Genomic DNA, 25393 nt, shown 5'->3' on the forward strand with positions numbered 1-25393 from the left:
TCCGACCGGCTTCCGACTGACGCAAAACCGTGCTTCCGACGGCTTCCGACAATGTGATTTTGGCGCTCATCGGTCGGGCTCCAGGTACTTCACGACCCGCAGCCCAGTGGCCTTGCCGTGGAACTTGCCGGCCTCGGTGACGAGGTAACCATGCTGCTGCCACTTGGTGATTGAAGTCTCGGCCTCCCGCTTGGAGACGCCGTATTGGTCGGAGATCAGGTCGACGGCGAACCGGCCCTTGCGCCGGGCATGGGGGAATGCGGACCAGGGAGAGCCCGCCCGCCAGGCCTCGTCGATCGCCTGGAATATCTCGCGGATCTGGTGCCAGCTGAGGCGCTTTTCCTCGACCGGCGTCGCCCCGGTTCCAAGGACTGGGACCAGCGTCGACTGTTCGGCCCCGAGCCCGGTGGTGAGATCGACGACCTTCATCGTGAAATGCAGGTCGTCGAGCTCTTCGCCGTCCTTCTGCTTCTCGACCGACAGGACCGTGGTGGCCTCGTCCTTGGCAACCCGGATCGAGGTATCGCACCCGCCAAGCAGCACGGTGGATCCGCGCATGCCGCGGTCGAGATCCTTGCCGGCATGGTGGATGCCGATCACCGTGCCATTGCAGTGCTGCTGGATGGCAGCGCAGCCGTCGATGAACATCGACATGGCTTCCTGGCTGTTCTCGTCCTCGCCGGGGATCGAGCGCGACACCGTATCGATGACGACCAGGCCAATGTCGAAATCCACCGCTGCGCGGACCTGGTCGATCGTGCGCTTCAACTTCTCGATACTGGCAGGATCGAGCATGTGCACGGCGACCGGGAGCAGCCGGAACGGTGCATCCACGCCAGTAAGACCATGCTCCCGGCGCCAGCCCTTGATGCGCTGGCCGATCCCGAATTTGCCTTCACCGGCGATGTAGAGGACGCCGGTCTTGCGGGTGGGTTTGCCGTGCCAGTCGAGGCCGTAGGCAACCCGCAGCACCATATCGAGGGCGATGAAGGTCTTGTGCTCGCCGGGCCGGCCATAGAGCAGGACCAGGCCATTTGCCGGGACCAGTCCGTCGATCCGCCAACTGGGCGGCGGCATGGTGTCGATCTCGTCGAGACTGAGGGTCTCGAACACGTCCGGGCTGGTTGCAGCGTCCGTCTCGAAGATGGCTTTGACAGCCTCGAGGCCGGACGTGGCCGCCATGTCGTTGAAGTCGGTGCCGAGGCTGGCGGCCGGGAACGTGGGGAACAGCGCAGGGCAGCCAAGGATGCGGGCCGCAGCGGTCGCAGCCTCCCGGCCGACATTCTTCGCCTTGCCCCGGTCATCATCGCCAGCAACGATCCAGGACGCGCCGGGATGAGCAGCGGCCAGCCGGTCCGCGACCTTGACGAGATTGCCTGCATTGAAGGCCACCACGACGGTCTGGCCAGTCGCTTCATGGAGCGTGGCGCCGGTGGCGAAGCCTTCGCAGACGAGGACCGGACCGGTGGCATCGGGGAGCCTGGGGCCGATGACGAACAGTCCACCCGCAGTCGGGAGGTCAGAGCAGAACAGCTTGTGCCCTTCGGCATCGATCGTCTGCAGCGACTGGATCTTGCCGTCTGGCCCATGGAGGGGGACGAGAACGTGCGCGCCATCGAGCCGCGTGCCGTTGGGCCCGATGCCCTTGGCTGCGAGATAGGGATGGCTGGTGTAGGTAGGGTCGGCAGCGATCCAGCGCTCGCGCGCCTGGCGCATGGCCGCATCGCGCCGCGCAGCCTGCTCGGCCTCGAAGCGCGCCTGGCGGGTCTTGAGCTCGGCCACGCGGTCCGCCGACATGACCGGGAAGGTTCCGCCGGTGAGCTGCGCAGCCGCCGCGCGGATATCGAGGCCGGCCTGGTGCTGCAGGAAATCGAAGATGTCGCCGTGTGCCCCGCAGCCGTAGCAGTGGTACCGCTGGTCCTGCGGGTAGACCGTGAATGACGGCGTGCGCTCCTCATGGAACGGGCAAAGGCCAACGAGCTGGTGGCCGCGGCGCTTCAGGGCAACATGCTGGCCGACCGTCTCGGTCAGCGGATACTGGTCCTTGATGGCCTCGATATCGATGCCGCCTGTTTCGATGCGACGCGCCATCGCGGCCATTCTCACTTTCCGGGATGTGGATAAGGCGTGGGATAATTCGGGTGCGAGCGGTGGATACCGGGCCGCAGCAGCAGCCCGGCTTTCACGCGATCAGAACAGCGGTGCCCCAGCCGGTGCCGGGGCCGATGCCGCAGGCGGTGCCACCGGCGGCGGCATGTGGGCAGCAGGTGCAGCAGCAACGGGCGCGGGAGCTGGAGCCTGCGTCACCGGAGGTACCGCCTGCTGACCGCCGTCACCAAGAGCGGCGGGCCGATCCGTCCAGCCGATAATCTCGAACTGCGGCTGGTAGTTGGTGCCGTGCTTGTTGCTGACCGGGGTGACGCCAACGCAGCGGACGACCGGAAGCTGGCCGGTTGCCATCTCGGGCGCCGCCATCCAGGCATCGTAAAGCGCGTTCATGGACTTGATGACGATGCTGGCGGTCGAAGTGAATTCTCGCAGGCCGAGCAGGTTCTTCTCGGAATAGAGGTCGAGCTGGAAACCCCGCTTGAAGTCCTGGCCGGGGTTGGGCGCGGACTCCGAGAAGGACGGGTCTATGACCTTTTCCGGCGCCACGTTGGTGTTGAACTTGAACCAACCGGTCTTCAGGCTGGTCATGTCGAACACCGCGGTCATGTCGGTGACCTCGAACAGCTGCTCGTCCTTGCCGTCCTTCTTGGTGTACCAGCGGCCGGCCTTGGCATTGAAGCCGACGTAGACCTTGAACTCCCCGTCAGGGGCGACGTTCATGAAACCCATTGTCCTGTTTCCTTGTTGCTTGGGGGTGCCGCATGTCAGGCCTACGGCGCGGCCTTGAAGGTGTGACGCCAGATCTCATCGGCCGCCCGGCGGGCAGCAGGGTCGTTCCAGTAAAAACTGTCCAGGTCCGGCGAGAGTGACCGGGTGAGCATCGCGCCGTCGTCTGACAGCGACAGGAAGCGCTCGATCGACTGGGCAATGCTGACGACCCGATCGAGATGCGTCCGCGGATCCTCGAGCCGGTAGACGCCCATCTTCTGGGGGGTGACATAGGCGAAGCGGATCTCGGCATTGCCGTGGGCGGCATGGTAGATCGCACCCTGCCGGGCATGGGGATCGGAAATCTTCGAGGACAGCCGTGCCTGGGTCTTCAGGTCCACGATGATGCCGTGCTCGGGAAACCAGAAGTCGAGCCAGCCGATGAATGGCACCGGCACGCCTGGCAGCTCAACCTCGATCCGGTGCTGGCGGGTCTCGCCGGCTGCCTCGGGCACGCCGTATTGGCGTAGTTCGGCCAGGGCGATCGCAACAGCCGGCGCGATGTTGGCACGCTCCTTCTCGACCGCGGGATCGGCCGAGAGCGCGGTCAGCTGGTTGAACCGGACAATGGCCGCGTCCTGGCAGGCCTCAACCGGAGCTGAAGGATCGAACAGCCCCATCTCGACGCCGGCTTCGATCGCGGTACCGCGGTGGGCGGCTGGTCCAACCATGGACTTGCGGCCCATCAGCTTCTGCATCGCCCACATAGCGGGCTGCGCCACGAACAGGTTGATCGATGAGGCCGAGAGATGGTCGATACCATGACGGTCGAATGCGCTGGTCACTGGCCGCCCTTCCGCCGGCGCGGACGCGGCTGGTAGGTGACCATGAAATTGCGGATCCGCGCCTCGGTGTCTGGCCAGAGGCGGCGCCCCGCCTTGATCTGGCGAAGCAGCTTCCAGTCATTGACCGACAGGCGGCCAAAGGCGCTCTCGCTGAGCTTGTGGATCCGGAGGAATGCGTCGATTTCAGAGAGGATCGGGTGCGGTATCATGCCTCCGATTATTACGGGACATATCCTGCATTTCAATCTGCATCCTGTGGATGCAATGCATATTGCGGGAAATGTCCCGCAATGCTAATCCCGGCCCATGACAGAGAAACCGCTTTTCGATGTCGCGCACCTGCGCCGCGTCCTGGAAGAAGCCACGGGCCCGGGATCGAAGTGGAACGCGCGCTCGCTCTCGCTGGCAGCCTCGGCGGGAAAGAGCCCGCACCTCGTGCGCGATATCGTCCGCGGCAAGAGCTCCAATCCCCAGCTCGAGACAATCCTTGGCCTGGCGAAAGCCCTCGGTATGGACATCGCCCAGCTGATCCCTTCGACCGCAACACTGATGCCGCGCGTCGGCATGACCGGGGGCGTCGAGCGCCTCGAGGTGGTGGGTGCGGTTGCGGCCGGCGTCTGGCGTGAACAGACCGACTGGGCGGAGGAAGACCGCTATTCCATTGAGGTTGGGCCCAATCCCGTAGCCGGCGGCGAGCGGTTCGCTCTGCGGATGGAGGGTCACTCGATGGACAAGATCATCCCGCCGGGCTCCGACCTTGAATGCCTACGGGTGTCCTACGGCGTGGTCGAGCCCCAGCCGGGCGACATCGTCATTGTCCAGCGTGATCGGCATGACCTGCACGAACTCACCTGCAAGCGCCTCGACCATGACGGGACCAACTTCATCCTGCGCGCGGAATCGACCCGCGCCGAGTTCCAGGAGCCGATCGTGATCGGCCGCCCGGACGAGGATCACTTTGGCGATGACGGCATCAACATCATCGGCATTGTCCTGCGCTCGCACCAGAACCTCTACCAGCGCCGGCGCTGACCTCGCGTGCATTTTGCGGGAAGCAGATACCCCGCGAGCGGTTGACGAGGGATATATCCCACAATAGCTTTCGCTGAACTGATTGCGGGAACGATCCGCATGGGCGGCATCCCGCAATCCCGGTCCTTCATGCGGAAGCCTTTATGCAACCCTCTGTTTCCGGCCCGAATGCGGCCTTGCCCCACCAGATGCCGGCCGATTCCCGGCTCTCCGAGTTGGGGCGCATCCTCGCTGCCGGCGTGCTGCGCATGCGCGGACAGTCCAGTCCTTTATCTGCCGCTGGCGGAGATAGTTCACTTGGCTCACCGGCGCCCAAGAGCGTCAGTCGTCCCCGGGCACGAGCCCGGATACGGAAGGATGATTGATGCGAGACGATGACAATGCACAGGTGCTGGCAAGGCTGGCAGCGCTCAAGGAAATGTCGGTCAGGGAACTGAAGGCCGACTGGGCAAAGCTGTTCGGCACCGAGGCGCCCAACAACAGCCGGCCATTTCTGGAACAGCGCCTGGCCTACCGGATCCAGGAGCTGACCTTCGGCGGCCTCTCGAAGCCGGCACGCCAGCTGCTCGATGCCCTGGCCGACGAGGTCGAGGGCAAGAAGGTCCGGAAATCTGTGATCAGCGATCCGCGCAACCCGGTGATCGGCACGCGCCTCGTCCGCGAATGGAACGGGGTCGAGCACGTCATCACCGTGCTGCGCGACGGGTTCGACTGGCAGGGCCGGCGCTACAAGACCCTGTCGGCCATTGCTCGCAAGATCACCGGTACGCAGTGGAACGGCTACCGCTTCTTCGGCCTGCGGCCGACCCGGGGGACCGCAGCATGAGGGACGGCACTGCACCGGTGCGCCGCCTGCGCTGCGCCATCTACACCCGCAAGAGCTCCGAAGAGGGGCTCGATATGGAGTTCAACAGCCTCGACGCCCAGCGCGAGTCCTGCGAAGCCTATATCGCCAGCCAGCGCGCCGAGGGCTGGGTCTGCATGCGCGAGCGCTACGACGACGGCGGGTATTCCGGCGGGTCGCTCGAACGCCCCGGCCTAAAGGCCCTGCTGGAGGATGTGGAGGCCGGGCTGGTCGACGTCATCGTCGTCTACAAGATCGACCGGCTGTCGCGCTCGCTGATGGACTTTGCCAAGCTGGTTGAGGCCTTCGACCGCAACGATGTGACCTTCGTGTCCGTGACGCAGGCGTTCAACACAACGACCTCGATGGGCCGGCTGACGCTAAACATCCTGCTGTCGTTCGCCCAGTTCGAGCGCGAGGTCACCGGCGAACGGATCCGCGACAAGTTCGCCGCCAGCCGCGCCAAGGGCATGTGGATGGGCGGCTTCGTGCCGTGGGGTTACGATGTCGTCGACCGCAAGCTGGTCATCAACGAGGCCGAAGCCGAGCAGGTCCGCAATGTGTTCGAGCGGTTTGTTCGGCTGGGATCGGCGACCCTGCTGACCCGCGAACTGGTCGCCAAGGGCGTCCTGACCAAGCGCGGCAAGCCGATCGACAAGGGATTCCTCTACAAGCTCCTGCGCAACCGGCTCTACCTCGGCGAGGCCGTCCACAAGGGCACCAGCTATCCCGGCGAGCATCAGGCCATCATCGACCAGCGGCTCTGGGATGCGGTGCACGCGATCCTGAAGGAAAGCCCGCGCCAGCGGGCGGCGAACACCCGGGCGCAAGTGCCGGCCTTGCTCAAAGGCCTGATCTTCACCGACCGGGGCATCGCCATGACGCCCACGTTCACCCGCAAGGGGCAGAGGCTCTACCGGTACTACACGTCGATGGACGCGATCCGGAACCGGGCTTGCGAAGGTCGCGAGGCATTTGTCCGCCTGAATGCGGGGGTGGTCGAGGGCGCGGTCATCCAGCAGATCCGCAAACTGGTGCGCACGCCGGAAATCGCCGCGAAGGTCGCGGTGGTCCTGCAGGACTGCGATTCCGTGTCGAACGATAATGACGTGGTCACCGCGCTGTCGGACTTCGACAGCCTCTGGGCCTCGCTTTTTCCGGCCGAGCAGGCCCGCATTGCCCGCCTGCTGATCGACCGGGTCATTGTCAGCCAGCAGGGGCTGACCGTTGACATGCGCACCGACGGGCTGAGTTCGGTGGTGCGCGAAATGCTTGCCCCGCGCCCGAAGGAGAAGGCTGCATGAGCAGCGCGCCTGCGACGCTGACGGTGTTCATTCCGCTCACCATCCGCAAACGCAATGGCCGGCCTAAGATCATGCCGCCGGCCGACCTTGCCCCGGAGTACGATGACAAGGGCGTGGATCCGCACATCCTGCGCTCAATCGCCAAGGCATGGAGTTGGCGGCGCAAGCTGGACAGCGGCCAGGTGGCGACCATTCAGGATATCGCGACCGCCGAGGACGTGACACCCGTTTACGTCGGTCGAGTGTTGAAGCTGGCCTATCTGGCACCCGCTGTGCTGGAGCGGCTGCTCATCGAGCGCAGGTCACCGGCCGTGTCGGTGAAGGATTTGGGGTTGGCTGTCGATTTGCCTTGGCTCGAGCAGGAGAAAGCGGTGTTTGGGTGACGACTGATTGCCGCCAGCCGCCGATTTCGACGACGGCCCAATCGATTATTAGTCTGCATCCGCGGGGTCCGGCGCTTTGAGATCAAAGATCGGCCTATCCAACCACTCCAACGATTGACGTACACGCACACACAGCTTGCCGGTCATCCCCTCACTGAGTTCAAATGTTAGTTCCGCGAAGCGACCGGATGGATCCGTTTGAGCGTAGCACATCGAGCGGAGAGAATTAGCAGAGAACAACAGTGCTTCGCCTGGTCGGAAATCTGCCCCAAACACGTCAACCCCTTCGACCGTTGCTATGTAGGATGCCCCCTGTTCATCCACGGGCCGTTTTTGAATGTCGAGCCTAGGTCGTTCCGCCGCCGGAGCGTAAAGGAAGCGACGCAGGGCGCGACCCTCTGCGTTGCGGGAAACCACCAGAACGGGCTCGGGGCCCACCTGAGGAATCAACAACTCTATGTCGCGCCAGAAGGCTTCGTCTTCCGGCCGAGCCGAGACATTCGCTTCTGTGCGGTGTCGAAGACAGAATTCGTTCCAAGCGTAACGGCCTGCCCATTCGCGCGCACCCGAAACAAGCACTTCTTTCAAGTTCCAGCTTGCAGCCTCCATTGGTGGCTCCGTGAGCTGTGCCTTCCCGATCCCTTGGAAAACCATGTCGCGCCACTCGGCGGCCTCGTCGTCGGTTGCCTTTCCAACAGCCACATTCCGGAAGAACGGCACTTCAGCCGGTGCCGTGAGCAGCGCTTCTTCGATCGCTGCTCGAAAACCCTCAAGTTTCTTTTGATCGGGCGAACGAGATTGCAGCCGGTGTAGGCGTTCGCTCTCAATTGTTGTCGAGGCTGCGGTCAATATCTCGCGAAACCGGGTCTTGGCCCGGTCAACGTCGAGGTCGGGCGTCAGAACAGGAGCAACCTTGTCAATTGAGGGCGTTGGTTCCTCCAATGTCGTCCGAAATCGCTCGAGTTGATGCAGAATTGCACGTAGTGCCGCGTCTCCACCGGGCAGCACCTCCTCTTCTCGCGCAAGCGCGGCAATACGGTCCAGTACTCCGTCGTCGCCGTCCTCAGGTACAAAAGCCAAAAGTGTCGCCAGATCGGACTGCAACAAACTGTCTCGCCCATGAAGTGTCGAGGGAGTAAATACCCGTCCGGGAACAACTCGGCGCTCGGTCATGTTATCGAGAATTGCCACAAGGTGGTCGACATTGGCGGAATATGATCCGTCGCGCTGGCATGCATCTGATATTTCGAGGCGGAGCAGGTCGAGGAACAGCGACCTGAAGCCTATTGCGCGCTCATCGATGTAGCGATGATCCTGATCGCTGGTTTCACGGCGCTGCAACGATCGTGCGGTGCGCGCTCCTATATCGGATGACTGCTTCTCGTGCATGGTCCAGAACAATAGCAGCGCCGCAGTCACCAGTATGACATCGTCCTGCGCTCCGCGGATCACACTGGCGAATAGCTCGTCCGGCCCCGGAGGGGGCATATAATCATAGCCTAAGGGTTCTGCGGTTGCGCTCGCGGCAGCCCAACCGAGGTCCAAAATATCCGGAAAGAGCAATCGTCTATGCCGGAGCTCTGCCCTCACGTTCAGGCTATGGGAAAATGAGTCTCGCCAACGCACCAGCGCCTCGCGAAACAGCGCAGCACCTACTTCATCCTCATTCCATACAGCGGTGGCGAGGCAATAGGCCGTGTTCGTCAGATGTTGCCAAAGGAACGGCCAGCTCGCCTGGAATGCAGCCCAACGCTGGACATCGTCCTGATCGCCCCGCTCGCGCCACCCGTAAATGGAAGGCACGTGATGAAGTAAACTTTCCCACGCGCCAACGATCTCGGGCATCAAGTTCTCATAAGCCTTCGCATCAGAGCCGGCGAGCACGAGGCGGGGGGCAGCAGCCTGCCCCTCTCGCGTCTCAACCGTCGTGCGTTTCGTCAGCCAAGCCTGAAGCCGACTCACGAGTATAGGGCCGAGATCGAGAATTGAACGCACTACATTGGGAGAAAGGTCTGGATCGCCCGGTCTTGGCAGCAACCGTCCGGGCGTATACGCGAGAGAACGTATGAAGTGGTTGTCATCGACTAACTTATCAGCAGCTCGCTCGAACAATCGTCTATATTGACGTATCCATTCTTTATGCGGTGCTTGCCAAGCGTTGCCAGCGATCTCGGCAAAGTTGAAAGGCGCACCGTCCGGATCGCGCGATGCGCCAACGGCTATAAGAAACCGATGATACTGTGTCATTTCACGGAATGCCCCGTCGAAAGCGACGGGAGCGAGACGCTCAATTTGGGCAACCACTTTGTCGCCCAGCTCCTCAAGTATCTCTTCCGGCCTCGTCAGTTCATCTCTCATCGTCGATGCTCCTGAAACGGAAGGCGCACCGCAGTACGAACTTCTCTACCATGTTTAGCGGCACACCACCGCGACGTCGGCACCAAGCAACGTCACCCTGAAGTGGTCGGTCAAGACTGGGGGTGAACCAGATCAGCGCCCCCTGAGACCCCGGCCTTCGCCTAGTATCAGCTGTCTCTTGTTTGGAAGTCCGCTCACATCGCGCAGACCACTTCCGAAGAGCCCAGCGCACCCAGATGACCTTTACGTCATGCAGTACCATGGTGCGTTTGAATGCAGTTTGTATCTCAACAGTACGGGGATCACCAAAATCAAAGCCAAATGCAGCTTTAGGCTTTCGGTCATCACTGTCGTTGTCCCGGAGAAGGTCCTTAGCTGCATTCGCGTAGAGTTGTTCACGCAGCCGCTGCGTTAGATCTCGCGGTAGGATTACATTGGCTGTGTAACGTTCGCGGAGCGTCTCTCGAGCGGACTGCTGCACAAACCGGAACGTGGTGGCGATGAAATAGGCAACTGCTGCGAGGTTCGCCAGCAGCCAGGCGAGGTGAAGACTGAGTAGTCCGAGCTTGAATATCTGCAAATCGGTCCCAAGGCCCATTTTATGCAAAATAAAGTGAAGTGGCCAAAGAAGCTGGGCGCTCAGAACTGCAGTTAGTGCCACGCAACTTGCGACAAGCTCGAATGAAAATGACTCATGATAATATACCTGAACGTCTGTAGATGATCCATCCCGCTGAGCAATTAATGTTACCAATGCCAGTGATAAAGAAATTACTCCGAGCAGGCCAACCTGCGCTCCGAGTAGATAGCTCGAAACGTTTAGTATTACGGCCTTTATGTCAGTAGCGGGCGGCTGGCTCGACGCAGTCCAGCTAGGCAGCCAATGCGGCACAAGCCATGCAATTAGCGCTTCGACAGCCAGGAAGCCCGCGTTCACCAAAAGATAGGCAACGATGAAGCGCCCGAAGGTGCCAGAGCCCAAAAAGCACCGCAACATGCGGTGAGCAACACCATAGCGGACGCGACGCGCTATAGGGTTTCCGCGGATCTGCTCGCGAACCTCGCGCCTAGCCCAACGGTTGAGGCTCCCAGTCCATCCGCCACGACGCCAATCGATCACTCGCAGCCATCCGCTAGGTTACGGAGCGCGGTGAGACTCCGCTCGAGCCATACCAAGGTAGAAATGACTAGGTACTCCCTTTCCCCTGCGCCAGATCGCAGCTGCTAGCTGATTCTTTTCCTGCGCGAAAACGCATCAAGCGGCGACCGAGGCGGATAAGTCTATGGCCATGAAATGTATCATTCTAGAAAATTCAACTGAACTCTTCATGGGACAATCGGGCTCGTCAGAGCACTTCCAGAACCCAGTCTATGCTCAAGCAGAAAAACCAGCCCTTGAGCTTGGGCAGCAGGCGATCACAAGTCGCCATACTCCTGGCATTCTGTTTGGGTCAGATTTCCCCATACCACGAGTTCTCTCAAGGCATTCGCTCAGCCGAAATGAGCTTGGATCAACGAGTATTCATTTAGGTGAAAATGTGAGAATTGCGTGACTTTCCCGCCCATACCACGTGATCATGAGGTTTGGGTAAAGAGAGACAAAAGCCGGTCAGAGACCGATTCTGGCCTCCGTCGCAGTCTCCAAGGTTCGGTCGCCACCGGCAAAACGGCGCGGAAGCTGGGGATTTTCTGGCCCTAGAAGGCCCATCTCATTGGTTCGCGATGAGATGATGGCGGAGCGGGAGGGATTCGAACCCTCGATACGCTTTTGACGTATACTCACTTTCCAGGCGAGCGCCTTCGACCACTCGGCCACCGCTCCGCATGCACTGGAATGCGCGGCACTAGCGGCAAGGCAGGGGTTTCGCAAGGGCGGGGCCGTGCCTATCTTGAAGGGCATGATGCGCACCTTTGGCCTTGCTCCCGATGCCGCCGAGATCGAGGCGCTGGCCCGCGCCGCATTGGCGCGGTTGCCGGATGTGTTTGCGGCGCACCTCGATGGGGTGCGGCTGGTGGTGGAAGACTTTGCCGATGTGGAAACGCTGGCCATGCTGGAGATCGAGGACCCGTTCGAGCTCACCGGGATCTACGAAGGCGTGCCGGTGGGCGAAAAGCACATGGCCCCCAGCGGGACCATGCCCGACCGGATCCGCCTGTTCCGCTCGCCCATCCTCGATGAATGGATCGCGCGCGGGGACGATACACTGGAGCATCTGGTCGCCCATGTGGTGATTCACGAGGTCGGGCATCACTTCGGCCTGTCGGACGCCGACATCGAAGCGCTTGAGAACCAGTCGGATTGACCCACCCCCAACCCCTCCCGCATGCGGGAGGGGAGCAAGACTTGGCCCGCGTCAGCGGGGCTAGTCGCAGCGGGGTGGGCGTGGCAGACTGAGCCAATGAAGACTTTGATTCCGTTGACCGCGCTGGCGGCCTTGTCGCTGATTCCAAACAGTTCTCCGGCGCTTGCGCAGGCCTCGGCGGCGCAGGCCGCTGGGCGAACCAAACCTTCACCGCTCGCCCCGTCCGAGATCGTGGCCGCTGCGCCAAAGGCTGACTGGACGGCGATTCCGGCATCAGACCTGCTGGTGATGGACCTTGCCCCCGACGCCAAGGGGCGCCCGCGCCGCGTAGTAATCCAGCTGCTGCCGCCGCCGTTCAGCCAAGGCTGGATCGGCAATATTCGCAAGCTGGCGGGCGCACACTGGTGGGATGGGCTGAGCATCAACCGCGTGCAGGACAATTACGTCGTGCAGTGGGGCGACGGGAATGCGGAGGACAAGGCCAAGGCCAAGCCGCTGCCGGAGGGTTTAGCGGTGATGCCGGAGAGTGAGTATACGACCGATGACCTTACGGTTGTGGTGCCCTTTGGCAAAGAACCGATCTTCGAGGGTCGCAAGCATGCGCTGAGAAATTTTGGCAATAATAGAGATGCTTACGCTGCCACAGTGGGTTTCTTAGACGGCTGGCCGATTGCATACGGAGGAGGGGGACGATTGGTCGGGTCCACGTTTGAAACCAACGCTTGGCCCATCCACTGCTACGGCATGGTCGGCGTCGGGCGCGATTTGCCGCCCAATACCGGCACCGGGGCCGAGCTTTACGTCGTGATTGGCCATGCCCCGCGCCATCTCGATCGCAATATCGCGCTGGTCGGGCGCGTGATCGAGGGGATCGAGCACCTTTCCAGCTTGCCGCGCGGGACGTTGCCGCTGGGCTTCTACGCGTCGCCTGAAGAGCGCACCGGCATCCAGTCGATCCGGCTGGGGAGCGAGGTGGCGGACCTGCCGCTCTACGAATACCTCTCCACCGAAAGCGAGAGCTTTGCCAAATACGCCGACGCCCGGGCCAACCGGCGCGATGACTTCTTCATCCGGCCCGCCGGGGGCGCGGACATCTGCAATATCCCGGTGCCGGTGCGCCGCGCGCAGTGACCGAACACCTGATCCACACCGGCACCCTGTGGCGCTGGACCGGCGGCAATGGCGGGGCGTGGCACTTCATGAGCATCGACGGCGCGGCGGGCGAGGCATTGTCCGGCACGGCGCTGATGCGGCGGCTGGAAAAGACCATCGGCGGGTTCGGCTCGATCAAGGTGCGCGCGCGGATCGGCGAGAGCAGCTTTGCGACTTCGGTGTTCCCCTCGAAAAGCGAGGGGTGGATCCTGCCGGTCAAGGCTAGTGTGCGCCGCGCCGAAGACCTGGCCGAAGGCGACAGCGTGACGGTCGCCCTCGAATTCTAGGCTTGGATCAGTTCGATCCGGTTGCCGAAGGGATCATCGACATAACCGCGCGCGGTGCCAGGCAGGGCATCGTCGGGTGTCACCGGATGGCCCGCCGCGCCAAGCAAGACGCCAAGCGCCGCCAGATCATCGACCAACAGCGCTGGGTGGGCCTTGCGGGCAGGACGAAAGTCCGCCTCGATGCCAAGGTGCAGTTTGACTGCCGCGCTTTCGAACCAGCACCCGCCTCGCGCGGCCAGCACCGGGGGCTTGGCCACTTCGGGCAGGCCAAGCAGACCGGTGTAGAAGGCCCGCGCCGCATCTTCCCCGCCCGCCGGCATGGCCAGCTGGACGTGATCGAGCGCAACGAGGCCAGGCATCAGATCCGCTCGGCCTCGGCCACGGCGTCGCTGGCGCGCAGGGACGAGACGATGCGGGTGAGGTGGGCGAGGTCCGACACTTCGAGATCGATCTCGTAAGTGCCGAACAGTTCGTCGCGGCCGGTGTTGGCCAGTTGGACGATATTCGCGCGATTGCCCGCGAAGATGCCGGTCGCCTCGGCCAGAGTGCCGGGGCGGTTGTAGAGCACCATGCGCAGGCGGCCGATGGCGCCGGTGGTTCGTTCGCCCCACGACAGGTCGAGCCAGTCGGCATCGACGCCGCTGGCCAGCGTCATGCAGCCGATCGAGTGCACTTCCACGCCCTTGTCCGGCACGCGGATGCCGACGATGCGGTCGCCCGGCACCGGGTGGCAGCAATCGGCGAGGTGGAAGGCGATTCCCGGCGTAAGGCCCCGGATCGAGATCGCGCGCTCCTGCTTGGGCCAGTGATCCGGTTCGGCAAGGCCGGCGGTGCTGCCGGGCACCAGGGCCTCCATCACTTGCCGGTCGTCGATCTTGGCGGTGCCGATTGCCACCATCAGGTCCTGTTCGCTGCCCAGTTCGAGCCGGCGGCAGGCTTCCTTGATCGCCTTCTTGCCGATCTTGGAAGGTAGGCGTTCGGCAATTTCCTCGAACAGCTTGCGTCCGATCGCGGCCACTTCGGCGCGCTCCTTGGCGCGGACCGCGCGGCGGATCGCGGCGCGGGCCTTGCCGGTAACGACGAAGCCCAGCCACGAAAGCTGGGGCGAGGCCTTGCGGCTCTTGATGATCTCGACCACGTCGCCGTTGTTCAGCGGAGTGCGCAGTGGCATGTGCCGCCCGTTGATCTTCGCGCCGACCGCGAAGTTGCCAAGATCGGAGTGGACCGAATAGGCGAAGTCGACCGGGGTCGAACCCTTGGGCAGCTGGTGCAGCGCGCCCTTGGGCGTGAAGGCGAAGATCCGGTCCTGATAGATTGCCAGCTTGGTATGTTCGAGCAGTTCTTCGGCATCGTGGCTGGCATCGACGATCTCGATCAGGTCGCGCAGCCAGCCGACCTGCCCGTCGGGCCGCTCGCCATGCTTGTAGGCCCAGTGCGCGGCAAGGCCGAATTCGTTGGTGCGGTGCATATCCTGGGTGCGGATCTGCACCTCCATGCGCATCGAATTCTCGAAGATCAGCGAGGTGTGCAAACTGCGGTAGCCGTTCGACTTCGGAGTCGAGAGATAGTCCTTGAAGCGCCCCGGGATCATCTGCCAGGTCGTGTGCAGCACCCCCAGCGCCTTGTAGCAGTCCTCGACACTGTCGGTCAGCACGCGAAAGGCCATTATGTCGGTGATCTGTTCGAAGGTGACGTGACGTTCGGCCATCTTCTTCCAGATCGAATAGGGGTGCTTCTCGCGCCCCGAAACCTCGACCCGCAGCCCCGCTTCGGCCAGCGCCTGCTTGATCGAGAGGGCGATCGCATCGACCTGCCCGCCCTCGCTCGAACGGATCTGCGCCAGCCGCCCGGTGATCGTGGCATAGCCTTCGGGCTCAAGCTGCTCGAAGGCGAGCATCTGCATCTCGCGCATGTATTCGTACATGCCCACGCGCTCTGCCAGCGGGGCGTAGATATCCATCGTCTCGCGCGAAATGCGGCGGCGCTTGTCCTCGCTCTTGATGAAGTGCAGCGTGCGCATGTTGTGCAGCCGGTCGGCCAGCTTGACGAGGAGGACGCGCAGATCCTCGCTCATCGCCAAGAGGAACTTGCGCAGGTTTTCCGCCGCGCGTTCCTTTTCGGTCATCGCCTCGATCTTGGAAAGCTTGGTCACCCCTTCGACCAGCCGCGCGACATCGCGGCCGAACAGGCGCTCGATCTCTTCGGTGGTGGCCAGCGTATCCTCCACGGTATCGTGGAGCAGCGCGGTGATGATGGTTTCCTGATCGAGCTTGAGCTCGGTCATCAGGCCCGCAACTTCGACCGGGTGGCTGAAGTAGGGATCGCCCGATGCGCGCGTCTGGGTGCCGTGCTTCTGCACGGTATAGACATAGGCGCGGTTGAGCATCGCCTCGTCCGCTTCGGGATCATACGCGAGAACGCGTTCGACAAGTTCGTACTGGCGCAGCATCTCCCGCCTAAATGGGCGCAAGCGCGGGGCTAGGGCAAGGGGCAAGGTCAGGGGCGGACGCGCTTTTTTGCATCCACCCCCGACCTATGGCCAGACTTTGCCGCCGTTCTACTTGCGAATGATGCGTGCCTTGGCGAGCTGATCGTGTCCCTGCTTGACGTAGCTGCCGTCCGCGCCGGTCGGCGTGATGATCGAGGCAACGGCATATTTGGGGCCAAGCTTGATCACCACGACCCGCAGTTCGAGCTCAAGCCCGTCGTCGCGCGTGAAGGAGCCGATGTAGATATCGGCGCGCTGGCCATCGACCATGCCTGTCTCGGTGCGGTCATAGGGCGGCGAGCCGAGCACCTGGAACAGGGCCTGAGCCAGATCGACCGAAGTGAACGGGTTCTTCGGGTCGTTGTCGACGACCGAAAAGGTCATCGCCACCTGCTTGTCGCCGTTGATCAGCAGCAGGTTATCGGAATCGTCGTAATTGGCGCTCCAGCCGGGCAGCAGTTCGACATTGAAGGCGGGCACACCCACCTTGGGGTTGCGGAAGGTTTCGGCCTGGGCGGGGGCTACGGCCGAAGCCAGGGCCACCGGGAAGAGCAGCAGGCGGGAGTCGAAGGTCATGTCGGGTCCTCTCTGAAACGGACTGTTTCGCAGCGGTGCGGGTCTTGGTGATCTGAGCCTGCGTAACTCCCGATCAATGCAGGTAAAAGTATGAATCCGACATAAATTACGACTGTATCACGCTGGCGCACCCCGTTTCACGGTCGGTTCATCGCGATTCTGCTGCACTTGGGGAAATACCGATTGCCTCGCGGTCCCGCCAATGGAAAGCAAGAGGCTGGCAAACAGGGAGTGAACGGGTTTGAGTACTGCGACGATTGCCGCCCTGTTGCTGTTAGCCGGTTCCGATCAGACACTTGCCGCAACCTCCCAGAGCCAGCCGGCGGCGCAGACGGTTGAGGCTCCCGCAGCCGCCGCAGCTGTGCCGGCCGAACCCGCTCCGGCGCCGGTTGCCCCCGCTGCGCCGGTTGTCACTGTCCCTGCCGAAGCTGCTGCAACCCCGCCGGTTGCGCCCCAGAATGACAGCGATCTGTCACCGGACGAGACGGCGATTGTCGTCACCGCGCGCCAGAAAGTGCCCGAAGACCCCGCCCAGCAGCTCAATCTGGCCAGCTACGAAGTGGTCGATGCGGCGGATCGGGCGATCGTCGGCCCGGTGGCGATGGGTTACAAGAAGGGCCTGCCCGAGCCGGTTCGAGACGGGCTGCACAATTTCCTGTCCAACCTGACCGAGCCGGTCAACTTCGTGAACTTCCTGCTCCAGGGCAAACCCGGCAAGGCGTTCGAGACGCTCGGGCGCTTTGCGATCAACACCACGGTTGGCGGCGCCGGGTTGTTCGACGTGGCCAAGGAAAAGCCCTTCAAGCTGCCCTATCGCCGCAACGGCTTTGCCAACACGCTGGGCTATTACGGGATCGGCCCTGGCCCATACATGTTCCTGCCGCTGATCGGACCGACGACGGTGCGCGATCTGGTGGGCTGGACGCTCGACAAGGCGTTCCTGCCTTCGATTGCCGGCGCGCCGTTCAGCAAGCCCGCCTATGCCATCGGCTCAGGCACGATCAAGTCGCTCGACGACCGGGTCGAATTCGACGGCAAGATCGAGGAATTCCGCGACACCGGCGATGCCTATACCGCCGAGCGTGTCTATTACTTGCAGCAGCGCCACGATGAGATCGAGGCCCTGCATGGACGCGGACCGCTGGCCGACAAGCCCAAGGCAAAGAAGGCGAAAGCGCCGCCGGCCGAGCCGGTCCAGACGCAGCCGCTACCGGCTACGAACTAGGGCGTCAGCTCCACGCCGCTTCGGGCGGCAGGCTCATCAGGATCGCATCGACATTGCCGCCGGTCTTGAGACCGAACAGCGTGCCGCGATCATAGACCAGGTTGAATTCGGCATAGCGTCCGCGCCATTCGAGCTGGCGCTGCTTGTCCTCTGGCGTGAAGTCGAGCCCCATGCGGCGGCGCACCAGCACCGGGAACACGGCCAGGAACGCCTCGCCGACGTCGCGGGTGAAGGCGAAGTTGGCTTCCCAGGCCGCGATGTCCGGGCAATCAAGGTGATCGTAGAAGATCCCGCCCACGCCGCGCGCCACGTTCCGGTGCGGGATGAAGAAGTATTCGTCGGCCCACGCTTTGAAGCGCGGATAATACGCCGGATCGTGGCGATCGCAGGCGTGCTTGAAGGCCGCGTGGAATTCCTCGGTATCCTCGGCATAGGGGATCGGCGGGTTAAGATCGCCGCCGCCGCCGAACCACGCCTTGGCGGTGGTGAGGAAGCGGGTGTTCATGTGCACGGCGGGCACGTGCGGGTTCGCCATGTGCGCGACCAGGCTGATCCCGGTGGCGGTAAAGCCGGGGTTCGACGCATCGGCGCCGTGGATCGTGCCGGCGAAATCGGGTGCGAACTTGCCGTGGACGGTCGAGACGTTGACGCCGACCTTTTCGAACACCCTGCCCTTCATGACCCCGCGCGTGCCGCCGCCGGGGTTGGCATTGCCTGCTTCCTCGCGCGCCCAAGAGGTGTATTCGAAGCGCGCCGGACTGCCGGCCTCGGCCTCGATCTTTTCGAACTCGGCGCAGATCCGGTCGCGCAGCGATTCGAACCAGAGCTTGGCGCGGGCGGTATAGGGGGTCCAGTCGGTCATGCGACGCCCTTGCCAAGCGAATCCGCTTCCGGCAAGGAAAAGCAATGGTTCCCTTTTCGTTCGCAGGACAAGAGTGGTGTATCGCTGCGGGCCGCGCGCTTTACTGGCCGGCCGAACGGGCGCTGCTGGTGGCCGACCTGCATCTTGAAAAGGCCAGCTTCTTTGCGCGTTTCGGGCAGATGCTGCCGCCCTATGACAGCCGCGAAACGCTGCAGCGGGTGGCAAACGCGATCCGCGCAACCGGCGCGCGCCGGGTGTTTTGCCTGGGCGACAATTTTCATGATGCCGATGGGGCCGAGCGACTGGAACCGCACGCCGCCGGGATGCTCGATGCACTGACCCGCATTGTCGACTGGGTCTGGGTGGCCGGAAACCACGATCAAGGGAGCGCGCCGTCGGGCACGGTGGTCGAGGAACTGGAGGTTGCCGGGCTGGTGCTGCGGCACGAGGCCCGACCGGGCGAGGCGCGGGCAGAGCTTTCGGGCCACTTCCATCCGCGTCTTCAGGTCACCGCGCGCGGGCGGCGGATCGTGCGGCCCTGCGCGGTGGTGAGCGAGCGCAAGCTGATCCTGCCGGCGTTTGGCGCGCTGACCGGGGGCATGGACGCCGCCGACCCGGCGATCATCGCGGCAATGCAGCCTGCCACTGCCGTCGATGCCGTGCTCGCGGCGCAGGGGCGGCTGGTGCAGTACCCGCTGTGGCGCGCTGCTGCATAGGCCCTTCCCCAAAGCCGCGATTCGCTTTAAGGACGCGCGCGATACCGTAAACTTCGAGGAGTCCCGACTATAGCACCCCCACCCCGGCGCATGATGACGCCCCCCGTCAAGAGCGGGCCGCGCTTCAACAACTATATCACCGTCGACAAGGTCCGCGTGATCGACGAGAACGGTGAGAATATCGGCGTCATGTATACCCGCGAAGCGATCGAGCAGGCTGCCGAAGTCGGCTTGGATCTCGTCGAAGTTTCGCCGAACGCCGATCCGCCGGTGTGCAAGTTCCTCGATGTCGGCAAGTTCCGCTACGAAGCGCAGAAGAAGGCCAACCTCGCCCGCAAGTCGCAGAAGACGCAGGAGATCAAGGAGATCAAGATGCGTCCGAATATCGACGATCACGACTATGACGTGAAGATGCGCGCGATGCACAAGTTTATCGGCGAAGGCGACAAGGTGAAGGTCACCCTGCGCTTCCGCGGCCGCGAACTTTCGCACCAGCAGCTGGGGATGAACCTCCTCAAGCGTGTGCAGGAAGATATTGCCGAAGTCGCCAAGGTCGAAGCCTATCCGCGCATGGAAGGCCGCCAGATGCTGATGGTGGTTTCGCCCAAGTAATCGTCTGTCAGGGGGCCTGCCAAGCTGATGACTGCCAATCGCATCGGCTTCTGGCTGGGCTTGCTCGGTTTTGCCTTCGCCCTGCTGACTTCTCCTCCCACCGGGATGCCGCACCCGGCCTGGCTCACCGCCGGGCTGGTGTGGTGGATGGCCAGCTGGTGGATGACCGAGGCGCTGCCGCTGTCGGCAACGGCGCTGCTGCCCTTCATCGTCCTGCCGATGATCGGAGTCGCCGACGTCAACGTGACGGCCTCGGCCTATTATTCGCCGGTGATGTTCCTGTTCCTCGGCGGCGCATTCCTGGCGCTGGCGATCGAGCGAACGGGGCTGCACCGGCGCCTTGCACTCGCGATCCTGTCACGCGCGGGGCATTCGAACTGGCAGTTGTTGCTGGCGGTGATGGCCGCCACCGCGCTGATCTCGATGTTCATTTCCAACACCTCGACCGCGCTGATCATGATGCCGATGGCGGTTGCCATGCTCGCCTCTGGCGGCGTGCGCGAGGGTGAGACGGGCGGCGTCGCGGGCGCCCTGCCGATGGGTATTGCCTTCGCTGCGACGCTGGGCGGCTATGGCACGATCGTCGGCACGCCGACCAATGCGATTGCGGTCGCGCTGCTGAACAAGAGCCTGGGCGTTGAGCTGAGCTTCATCGAATGGTCGATGTACGGCATCCCGGTGGTGCTGCTGTCCGTGCCGATCGCGGCACTGATCATTGGCTGGGTCCAGCGCATTTCCGAGGATGGCTTCGACCCGGCCGCGGCGCGCGCAGCGATCCACCTGCCCGCTACCTGGAGCGTTCCGGAACGTCGCCTGGTGCCGATTTTCGGGCTCACTGTCCTCGCCTGGGTTGCGATGCCGTTGCTGAAGCCGCTGTTTCCGGCGGGCGGACTCGACGATGGCACCGTGGCCGCGATTGCGGGGCTGATGCTGTTCATCCTGCCCGATGGCACCGGCCGGCCGCTGCTCAAATGGGAAGAGGCAAACCGCGCGCCCTGGGGCGTCATCCTGATGTTCGGCGGCGGCTTGTCATTGGCGATGGGAATGTCGGAAAGTGGTCTGGCCGACTGGTTCGGGCAGATGTTGCTGCCCTTGCGCGGGGTGCCGCTGCCGATCGTGGCTGTGGTGCTGGTCGCCTTCGTGGTGGTGGTTACCGAATTTGCCAGCAACATCGCGGCGGCCAGCGGGATAATGCCGGTGGTCGGCGCGCTGGTAGTGGCCTTGGGGGCCGATCCGATCCTGCTCGCCCTGCCCGCCGCGCTCGCGGCCAGCTGGGGCTTCATGCTGCCGGCCGGGACCGGGCCGAACGCGCTCGCCTGGTCGACCGGGCACATCTCGATGGCCCGCGTGGTCAAGGCCGGTCTGTTGCTCGATCTGGTCGGCGTGGTGCTGATGATCGCGGTGGTCTGGGGCGTCTCGGCGATCATCCACTGACGAGACCGACGGGCTGAACCCTCAGCCCTTCCACTCGCGCCGTTCTTCGGCGGCGCGCAGCACTTCATAGGCCAGTTGCAGTGCCTGGAACGCCTTGGCCGCTTCCTCGTCGCCGGGGCGCAGGTCTGGATGGACTTCCTTGGCCTTGGCGCGCCAGGCCTTCTTCACATCGTCGAATTCGGCGTCGGGTTCGAGGCCCAGCAAATCCAGCGCACGCAGTTCGTCGCGGCTGCGGCTGCCATCGCCGCTCATCGCCCAGCCATAGTGCGCCGATTCCTGGTAGCCCGAATGGGTCTGACGCTCGGCGCTTTCGCGCAGCGCGGCCTCTTCGGCATCGAGCCCGGCAAAATAGTCCCACCCGGCATTGTATTCGGCGGCGTGGCGCTGGCAGAACATCCAGCGGTCCGGGCTGTTTGGCGATTTGGGCGCCGGGCAGGTGCCCGGTTCGGTGCAGCCGTGCCGATCGCACAGGCGCACCTTCGCCGCTTCACGCGCGCCTTCATAGCCGCGCCAGCGGGGAAAGCCCCAGTCATTGGATCCACGTGAGCGGGTCATGGCTGTGCGATAGGCGCAAGCGCGGGGGTGGTGCAACCCCGCGCGTTCGGCCAGCCTTTATTCAGTTTCAATCGGCTATGCTGCATTGCAAAATAGGTTAACAGGCCCCATACCGTGCGCCAACAGGGGAAACCGGACGATGATGAGCAAGCAATTGGCACTGTCGATCGCCTTGTCGGTCATGGCGATGTGCGGCTACGTGCTGCTCGGTGGCGACTCGCTGAGCGCCTGGGGCGGAATTACCGCGCCCCGGCCGGAACTCTATGCCGTGAGCGGCTCGCTGCCGTCCCTCAGCCAGTTCCTGCCGGTGCTTCAGTAATCCCGGAACACCCGGGATTGCGCCCTCAGTCGATCGTAATCGTGACCGCGCGGCGGTTCTTGGCCCAGCTGGCTTCGTCCGAGCCGAGCGCGACCGGCTTGTCCTTGCCATAGGTCACCGTGGTCAGGCGCGTTGCGTCGATGCCCAGGCTGACCAGATAGTTCTTGGCCGCATTGGCGCGGCGTTCGCCCAGCGCCAGGTTGTATTCGCGGGTGCCGCGCTCGTCGCAGTGCCCTTCGATCGTGGCGCGCTTGCTGGGATACTTCGCCAGCCAGGCGGCCTGGGCCTGCAGCGCGGCCTGATCGACCGCGTCGATGTTCGACTTGTCGGTGTCGAAATAGATCACGTCCTGCCCCATCATCTGGGCAACGAAATCCGCCTGGCTGCCGGGTACCGGGCCCTGCATCGGACCTTCGGTGGTGGTTTCGGTCGAAACCTTGGTGCCCGGATCGGGCGGAAGCTGCTTGGGGGCCTTGGTCGCGCAGGCCGACAGCGCCACGCTGCCGACAAGGATCATGGCGATGGTCTTGACGCTGGGGGTGGTGCGCATGGTCATCTCCTTTGGTTAAGTCAGGGTCCGTCGAATCGGGTCTTGGAGTCAATCGGCAATATTGGGCCGAAAATCAGGGGCGCAGGGGCCCCCAGGCAGGGTCGCTGCCGTCGACCGGCGTATCGAGCTTGCGTTCGTTGCGGCCGGTCAGATCGACCTGCCAGATCGCGGTCTTGCCGCTGGTCCCGCGGGTCGTGCGGAAGAACTGGATGACCCGGCCATTGGGCGCCCAGGTCGGCGCCTCGTCCTGCCAACTGTCGGTCAGGTAACGCATTTCGCCGCCCGAAGGGTTCATCACCGCAATCCGGAAATTGCCGGCGATATGGGTGAAGGCGATCTGGTCGCCACGCGGGCTCCATTCCGGCGTTGCCGCGCGCCCGCCAAAAAAGCTGATCCGGTGCTGGTCGCTGCCATCAGCGTTCATCACATAGACCTGCTGGCTGCCCGAACGGTCGCTTTCGAACACGATCCGGCTGCCATCGGGCGAAAAACTGCCGCCGATGTCGATCCCGGGCGAATCGGTAAGCTTTACTGCCGTCCCGCCGGCGGCCGGCATCTTGTAGATGTCAGTATTGCCGCCGATCGCCATCGAATAGAGGATCCACTTGCCATCGGGCGACCAGCGCGGCGCGAACAGCGGATAGTTCGATTGCAGCAGCAGACGCTGGGTATTGGTTTCCAGGTTGTAGATGTAGATCCGCGGCGCGCCGTTGTAATAGCTCAGGTACAGGATCGACTTGTAGTCCGGCGAATAGCGCGGGGTCATCGCGGTCGACTGGCCGGTGGTCAGGTAACGGTGGTTGGCCCCGTCCGAATCCATGATTGCCAGGCGCTTGATCCGGTGGTCCTTGGGGCCGGTCTCGGCGATGTAGGCGATCTTGCTGTCGAAGAACGGGCTCTCGCCCGAGAGGCGCGAATAGACCATGTCGGCGCACTTGTGCGCGGCGCGGCGCCATTCGGCCGGCGCCACCGTCCAGCCCGCCTTGCCCAGCTGCTGGCCCAGCGCGACATCATAGAGATAGCAGCCCACCGTCACCTGCCCATCGGGCTCGGCGCGGACATAGCCCTGTACCAGCATGTCGGCCTTGCGGCCGGTCCAGGTCGGATAATTCGGAGCCTGGATCTCGCTCAGCGCCGGGCGGGGCAGGCTGCCCGGTCCGGTCGGCTTGAACAGGCCGTTGTTCTTGAGATCGGCGGTGATCACGTTTGCAAGCGCAAAGCCCAGTTGCCCGGTCGATCCGGCGCTGGTCTGGGTCGCGACATCGGCGTTGGTCGCAAAGGCCGGAATGGCGATGCCAAGGTCCTGCCAGTCGCTGTCGTCAGAGACCGTCACGTCGATCCCCGGGCCTTCGGTGGCCGGGGCTGCGGGAACGGCGGCGTCCTGCGCCAGCGCCGTTCCGGCCAGCAGCGCCGTCATCAGCACAGTTGCAACTAGTTTCATTGCGATAGCCTTCTGTCGAAAGTCGAGGTTACGGTCTGCCAGTAGGGATAGAGATCCGGTGGCAGGATAAACGGCTGGGCCAGCTTGACCGCGCGGATCGCCTGTTCGCCGTGGCGCTTCACCTGGGCAGCGTTGGCGGGGGTCTGTCCAGTCTGGCTGATAATCACCGGCTCACCGATCAAGCGGCCGTTCTGGTCGAGCCTGAAACGCACTACGGTGACCAGCTTCTCCACTTCGATACCCTGGGGCGACACCCAGTGCGGCTTCAGTTGGCGGAAGATGGCAGAACGCAGCGCGCTCTGCTGTTGCGGGCCGAACGCCGAGGCCGTGGGGGCCTGGGTCTGGTTCTTGCCCTGCGCACCGGGCGTACCCTTGCCAAAGGCCTGGTCGAAACTGCTCGCCCGGCTCTTGGCGGGTGGCTTCGGGCCCTTCACCGGAGTGGTCTGAGCCTTTGCCGGCTGCTGTTGCGGCTTGGGCAGCGGCTTGACCGGCGGCGCGGGCACCTTGGCTGCGGGCGCCGGTTTCGGAGGGGTGACGGCCTGCTTGGGCGGCGGTGTCTTGATCGGTTCGGGCTTGGCCGGTTCGACCTTGGCGAGCGGTTCGGGTTCCGGCGCGGGTTCGCCCAGTTCCGGCCCCTTGTCGGGTGCCGCCTCGGGCGCGGGATTGGGCGAAGTGGCGGTCAGACCCACCTCGTCGCTCAGCGTCACCGTCATCCGCTCGGGCGGGGGCGGCGGCGCGGCGGGCCGTGCCAGCGCCAGCCACGCGAACAGCGCCACGTGCGCGAACAGCGCCACGCCAAGGCCGATGCGTTCTTCGCTACGGAGGACGGTTGCAGCCATGCTTAAGGGCTAGGGCGCGCTAACTGAACCATTGGTGACCAGCGAGATCGAGTTGAACCCGGCATGGTTCAGCTCGCCCATCACGCCCATCACCCGGCCATAGTCGAGGCTGCGATCGGCGCGCAGGATGACTAGCGGCGGCTTGCCATCGGCACCCTTCGGGATCGCGGCAAGCGCATCGCCCAGCGCGGCGGGATCGACCTCGTTCTGGTCAATGTAGATCCGCCCGTCATTGGCGATCGACAGGTTGATCTGGCTCGGCTCCTGCGCCAGCGCGTTGGCGTTGCTGTCGGGCAGGTCGACCGGCACGCCCGCGCTCATCAGCGGGGCGGTGACCATGAAGATGATCAGCAGTACCAGCATCACGTCGACCAGCGGAGTGACGTTGATTTCAGCCATCGGCGCGCGGCCGCGGCGCTTCTTTCCCTTGCGGGCGATGCCCATCGCCATC

The 25393-nt window shown here is 63.6% G+C and carries 27 protein-coding genes and 1 tRNA gene; 12 read left to right on the forward strand and 16 right to left on the reverse strand.

Annotated elements, in window-relative coordinates:
• Window positions 1–66: 66 nt before the first annotated feature.
• From ACE3SN_RS00390 to ACE3SN_RS00405, 4 genes are all read right to left on the reverse strand, one after another.
• Window positions 67–2091 carry an AAA family ATPase gene (locus ACE3SN_RS00390; protein ID WP_374526748.1) on the reverse strand — a complete coding sequence of 675 codons (2025 nt, stop codon included), beginning with the start codon at window positions 2089–2091 and terminating at the stop codon, window positions 67–69.
• 99 nt (window positions 2092–2190) lie between these two features.
• Window positions 2191–2838, reverse strand: coding sequence for a hypothetical protein (locus ACE3SN_RS00395; RefSeq protein WP_374526749.1), 648 nt, complete (start codon window positions 2836–2838; stop codon window positions 2191–2193).
• A 41-nt stretch (window positions 2839–2879) separates the two neighbouring features.
• The gene (locus tag ACE3SN_RS00400; protein ID WP_374526750.1) at window positions 2880–3662 is read right to left on the reverse strand and encodes a PD-(D/E)XK nuclease family protein; all 783 of its coding nucleotides are present in this window, start codon (window positions 3660–3662) and stop codon (window positions 2880–2882) included.
• Window positions 3659–3871 carry a hypothetical protein gene (locus ACE3SN_RS00405; protein WP_374526751.1) on the reverse strand — a complete coding sequence of 71 codons (213 nt, stop codon included), beginning with the start codon at window positions 3869–3871 and terminating at the stop codon, window positions 3659–3661. The genes ACE3SN_RS00400 and ACE3SN_RS00405 overlap by 4 nt, the downstream gene beginning before the upstream one ends.
• A gap of 97 nt (window positions 3872–3968) precedes the next feature.
• On the opposite strand from ACE3SN_RS00405, the gene ACE3SN_RS00410 reads away from it, so the two are divergent.
• From ACE3SN_RS00410 to ACE3SN_RS00425, 4 genes are all read left to right on the forward strand, one after another.
• On the forward strand, window positions 3969–4694 hold the full coding sequence (locus ACE3SN_RS00410; RefSeq protein ID WP_374526752.1) for a S24 family peptidase: 726 nt from the start codon (window positions 3969–3971) through the stop codon (window positions 4692–4694).
• Between the two features lie 364 nt (window positions 4695–5058).
• Window positions 5059–5520: a DUF2924 domain-containing protein gene (locus tag ACE3SN_RS00415; protein ID WP_374526753.1), complete on the forward strand. Its 462-nt coding sequence runs from the start codon at window positions 5059–5061 to the stop codon at window positions 5518–5520.
• Entirely contained in the window at window positions 5517–6842 is a 1326-nt protein-coding gene (locus tag ACE3SN_RS00420; RefSeq protein ID WP_374526754.1) for a recombinase family protein, read from the forward strand. Before ACE3SN_RS00415 ends, ACE3SN_RS00420 begins: the two co-directional genes overlap by 4 nt.
• Window positions 6839–7225: a hypothetical protein gene (locus tag ACE3SN_RS00425; protein WP_374526755.1), complete on the forward strand. Its 387-nt coding sequence runs from the start codon at window positions 6839–6841 to the stop codon at window positions 7223–7225. Before ACE3SN_RS00420 ends, ACE3SN_RS00425 begins: the two co-directional genes overlap by 4 nt.
• Before the next feature lie 48 nt (window positions 7226–7273).
• Here the strand turns inward: ACE3SN_RS00425 and ACE3SN_RS00430 are convergent, their stop codons facing one another.
• From ACE3SN_RS00430 to ACE3SN_RS00440, 3 genes are all read right to left on the reverse strand, one after another.
• The gene (locus ACE3SN_RS00430; RefSeq protein WP_374526756.1) at window positions 7274–9583 is read right to left on the reverse strand and encodes a hypothetical protein; all 2310 of its coding nucleotides are present in this window, start codon (window positions 9581–9583) and stop codon (window positions 7274–7276) included.
• Window positions 9573–10580 carry a hypothetical protein gene (locus tag ACE3SN_RS00435; protein ID WP_374526757.1) on the reverse strand — a complete coding sequence of 336 codons (1008 nt, stop codon included), beginning with the start codon at window positions 10578–10580 and terminating at the stop codon, window positions 9573–9575. Before ACE3SN_RS00435 ends, ACE3SN_RS00430 begins: the two co-directional genes overlap by 11 nt.
• A gap of 734 nt (window positions 10581–11314) precedes the next feature.
• A tRNA-Ser gene (locus ACE3SN_RS00440) sits at window positions 11315–11405 on the reverse strand.
• A 76-nt stretch (window positions 11406–11481) separates the two neighbouring features.
• Here ACE3SN_RS00440 and ACE3SN_RS00445 point away from each other — a divergent pair.
• The 3 genes from ACE3SN_RS00445 to ACE3SN_RS00455 all read left to right on the forward strand — a co-directional run bounded on the left by ACE3SN_RS00445 (window position 11482) and on the right by ACE3SN_RS00455 (window position 13325).
• A complete protein-coding gene (locus ACE3SN_RS00445) occupies window positions 11482–11886 on the forward strand; it encodes a metallopeptidase family protein (RefSeq protein WP_374526791.1) in 405 nt (134 codons plus the stop codon).
• Window positions 11887–12009: 123 nt separating this feature from the next.
• Entirely contained in the window at window positions 12010–13017 is a 1008-nt protein-coding gene (locus ACE3SN_RS00450; RefSeq protein WP_374526792.1) for a peptidylprolyl isomerase, read from the forward strand.
• A complete protein-coding gene (locus ACE3SN_RS00455; RefSeq protein ID WP_374526758.1) occupies window positions 13014–13325 on the forward strand; it encodes a DUF1905 domain-containing protein in 312 nt (103 codons plus the stop codon). The genes ACE3SN_RS00450 and ACE3SN_RS00455 overlap by 4 nt, the downstream gene beginning before the upstream one ends.
• Here the strand turns inward: ACE3SN_RS00455 and ACE3SN_RS00460 are convergent.
• The 3 genes from ACE3SN_RS00460 to ACE3SN_RS00470 form a co-directional block, all read right to left on the reverse strand.
• Window positions 13322–13684 (reverse strand): VOC family protein, encoded by a 363-nt coding sequence (locus ACE3SN_RS00460; RefSeq protein ID WP_374526759.1) that lies wholly within the window; start codon window positions 13682–13684, stop codon window positions 13322–13324. The two genes, ACE3SN_RS00455 and ACE3SN_RS00460, sit on opposite strands and share 4 nt — an antisense overlap.
• Entirely contained in the window at window positions 13684–15774 is a 2091-nt protein-coding gene (locus ACE3SN_RS00465) for a bifunctional (p)ppGpp synthetase/guanosine-3',5'-bis(diphosphate) 3'-pyrophosphohydrolase (RefSeq protein ID WP_374526760.1), read from the reverse strand. The genes ACE3SN_RS00460 and ACE3SN_RS00465 overlap by 1 nt, the downstream gene beginning before the upstream one ends.
• 108 nt (window positions 15775–15882) lie before the next feature.
• Window positions 15883–16389 carry a hypothetical protein gene (locus tag ACE3SN_RS00470; protein ID WP_374526761.1) on the reverse strand — a complete coding sequence of 169 codons (507 nt, stop codon included), beginning with the start codon at window positions 16387–16389 and terminating at the stop codon, window positions 15883–15885.
• 241 nt (window positions 16390–16630) lie between these two features.
• On the opposite strand from ACE3SN_RS00470, the gene ACE3SN_RS00475 reads away from it, so the two are divergent.
• A complete protein-coding gene (locus tag ACE3SN_RS00475; RefSeq protein WP_374526762.1) occupies window positions 16631–17614 on the forward strand; it encodes a VacJ family lipoprotein in 984 nt (327 codons plus the stop codon).
• Window positions 17615–17618: 4 nt separating this feature from the next.
• On the opposite strand, the gene hemF is transcribed toward ACE3SN_RS00475, so the two are convergent.
• Entirely contained in the window at window positions 17619–18476 is an 858-nt protein-coding gene (hemF, locus tag ACE3SN_RS00480; RefSeq protein WP_374526763.1) for an oxygen-dependent coproporphyrinogen oxidase, read from the reverse strand.
• A 44-nt stretch (window positions 18477–18520) separates the two neighbouring features.
• Here hemF and pdeM point away from each other — a divergent pair, with 44 nt between their 5' ends.
• The 3 genes from pdeM (at window position 18521) to ACE3SN_RS00495 (ending at window position 21238) form a co-directional block, all read left to right on the forward strand.
• Window positions 18521–19192: a ligase-associated DNA damage response endonuclease PdeM gene (gene pdeM, locus ACE3SN_RS00485; RefSeq protein WP_374526764.1), complete on the forward strand. Its 672-nt coding sequence runs from the start codon at window positions 18521–18523 to the stop codon at window positions 19190–19192.
• Between the two features lie 90 nt (window positions 19193–19282).
• Window positions 19283–19804 (forward strand): translation initiation factor IF-3, encoded by a 522-nt coding sequence (infC, locus tag ACE3SN_RS00490; RefSeq protein WP_374526765.1) that lies wholly within the window; start codon window positions 19283–19285, stop codon window positions 19802–19804.
• A gap of 27 nt (window positions 19805–19831) precedes the next feature.
• Complete coding sequence (locus ACE3SN_RS00495; RefSeq protein WP_374526766.1) at window positions 19832–21238, forward strand: SLC13 family permease; 1407 nt, start codon at window positions 19832–19834, stop codon at window positions 21236–21238.
• 21 nt (window positions 21239–21259) lie between these two features.
• Here the strand turns inward: ACE3SN_RS00495 and ACE3SN_RS00500 are convergent, their stop codons facing one another.
• A complete protein-coding gene (locus ACE3SN_RS00500) occupies window positions 21260–21793 on the reverse strand; it encodes a J domain-containing protein (RefSeq protein ID WP_374526767.1) in 534 nt (177 codons plus the stop codon).
• Window positions 21794–21932: 139 nt separating this feature from the next.
• Between ACE3SN_RS00500 and ACE3SN_RS00505 the strand changes: the two genes are divergently transcribed.
• Window positions 21933–22112: a hypothetical protein gene (locus ACE3SN_RS00505; RefSeq protein WP_374526768.1), complete on the forward strand. Its 180-nt coding sequence runs from the start codon at window positions 21933–21935 to the stop codon at window positions 22110–22112.
• A 25-nt stretch (window positions 22113–22137) separates the two neighbouring features.
• Here the strand turns inward: ACE3SN_RS00505 and pal are convergent, their stop codons facing one another.
• The 4 genes from pal to ACE3SN_RS00525 form a co-directional block, all read right to left on the reverse strand.
• Window positions 22138–22662 (reverse strand): peptidoglycan-associated lipoprotein Pal, encoded by a 525-nt coding sequence (gene pal / locus ACE3SN_RS00510; RefSeq protein WP_374526769.1) that lies wholly within the window; start codon window positions 22660–22662, stop codon window positions 22138–22140.
• A gap of 73 nt (window positions 22663–22735) precedes the next feature.
• On the reverse strand, window positions 22736–24103 hold the full coding sequence (tolB, locus tag ACE3SN_RS00515) for a Tol-Pal system beta propeller repeat protein TolB (protein ID WP_374526770.1): 1368 nt from the start codon (window positions 24101–24103) through the stop codon (window positions 22736–22738).
• A complete protein-coding gene (locus tag ACE3SN_RS00520) occupies window positions 24100–24942 on the reverse strand; it encodes a hypothetical protein (protein WP_374526771.1) in 843 nt (280 codons plus the stop codon). The genes tolB and ACE3SN_RS00520 overlap by 4 nt, the downstream gene beginning before the upstream one ends.
• 9 nt (window positions 24943–24951) lie before the next feature.
• Complete coding sequence (locus tag ACE3SN_RS00525) at window positions 24952–25392, reverse strand: ExbD/TolR family protein (RefSeq protein WP_374526772.1); 441 nt, start codon at window positions 25390–25392, stop codon at window positions 24952–24954.
• Window position 25393: the final 1 nt, after the last annotated feature.

This window comes from Novosphingobium sp. (assembly GCF_041915465.1).
Taxonomy (GTDB): domain Bacteria; phylum Pseudomonadota; class Alphaproteobacteria; order Sphingomonadales; family Sphingomonadaceae; genus Novosphingobium.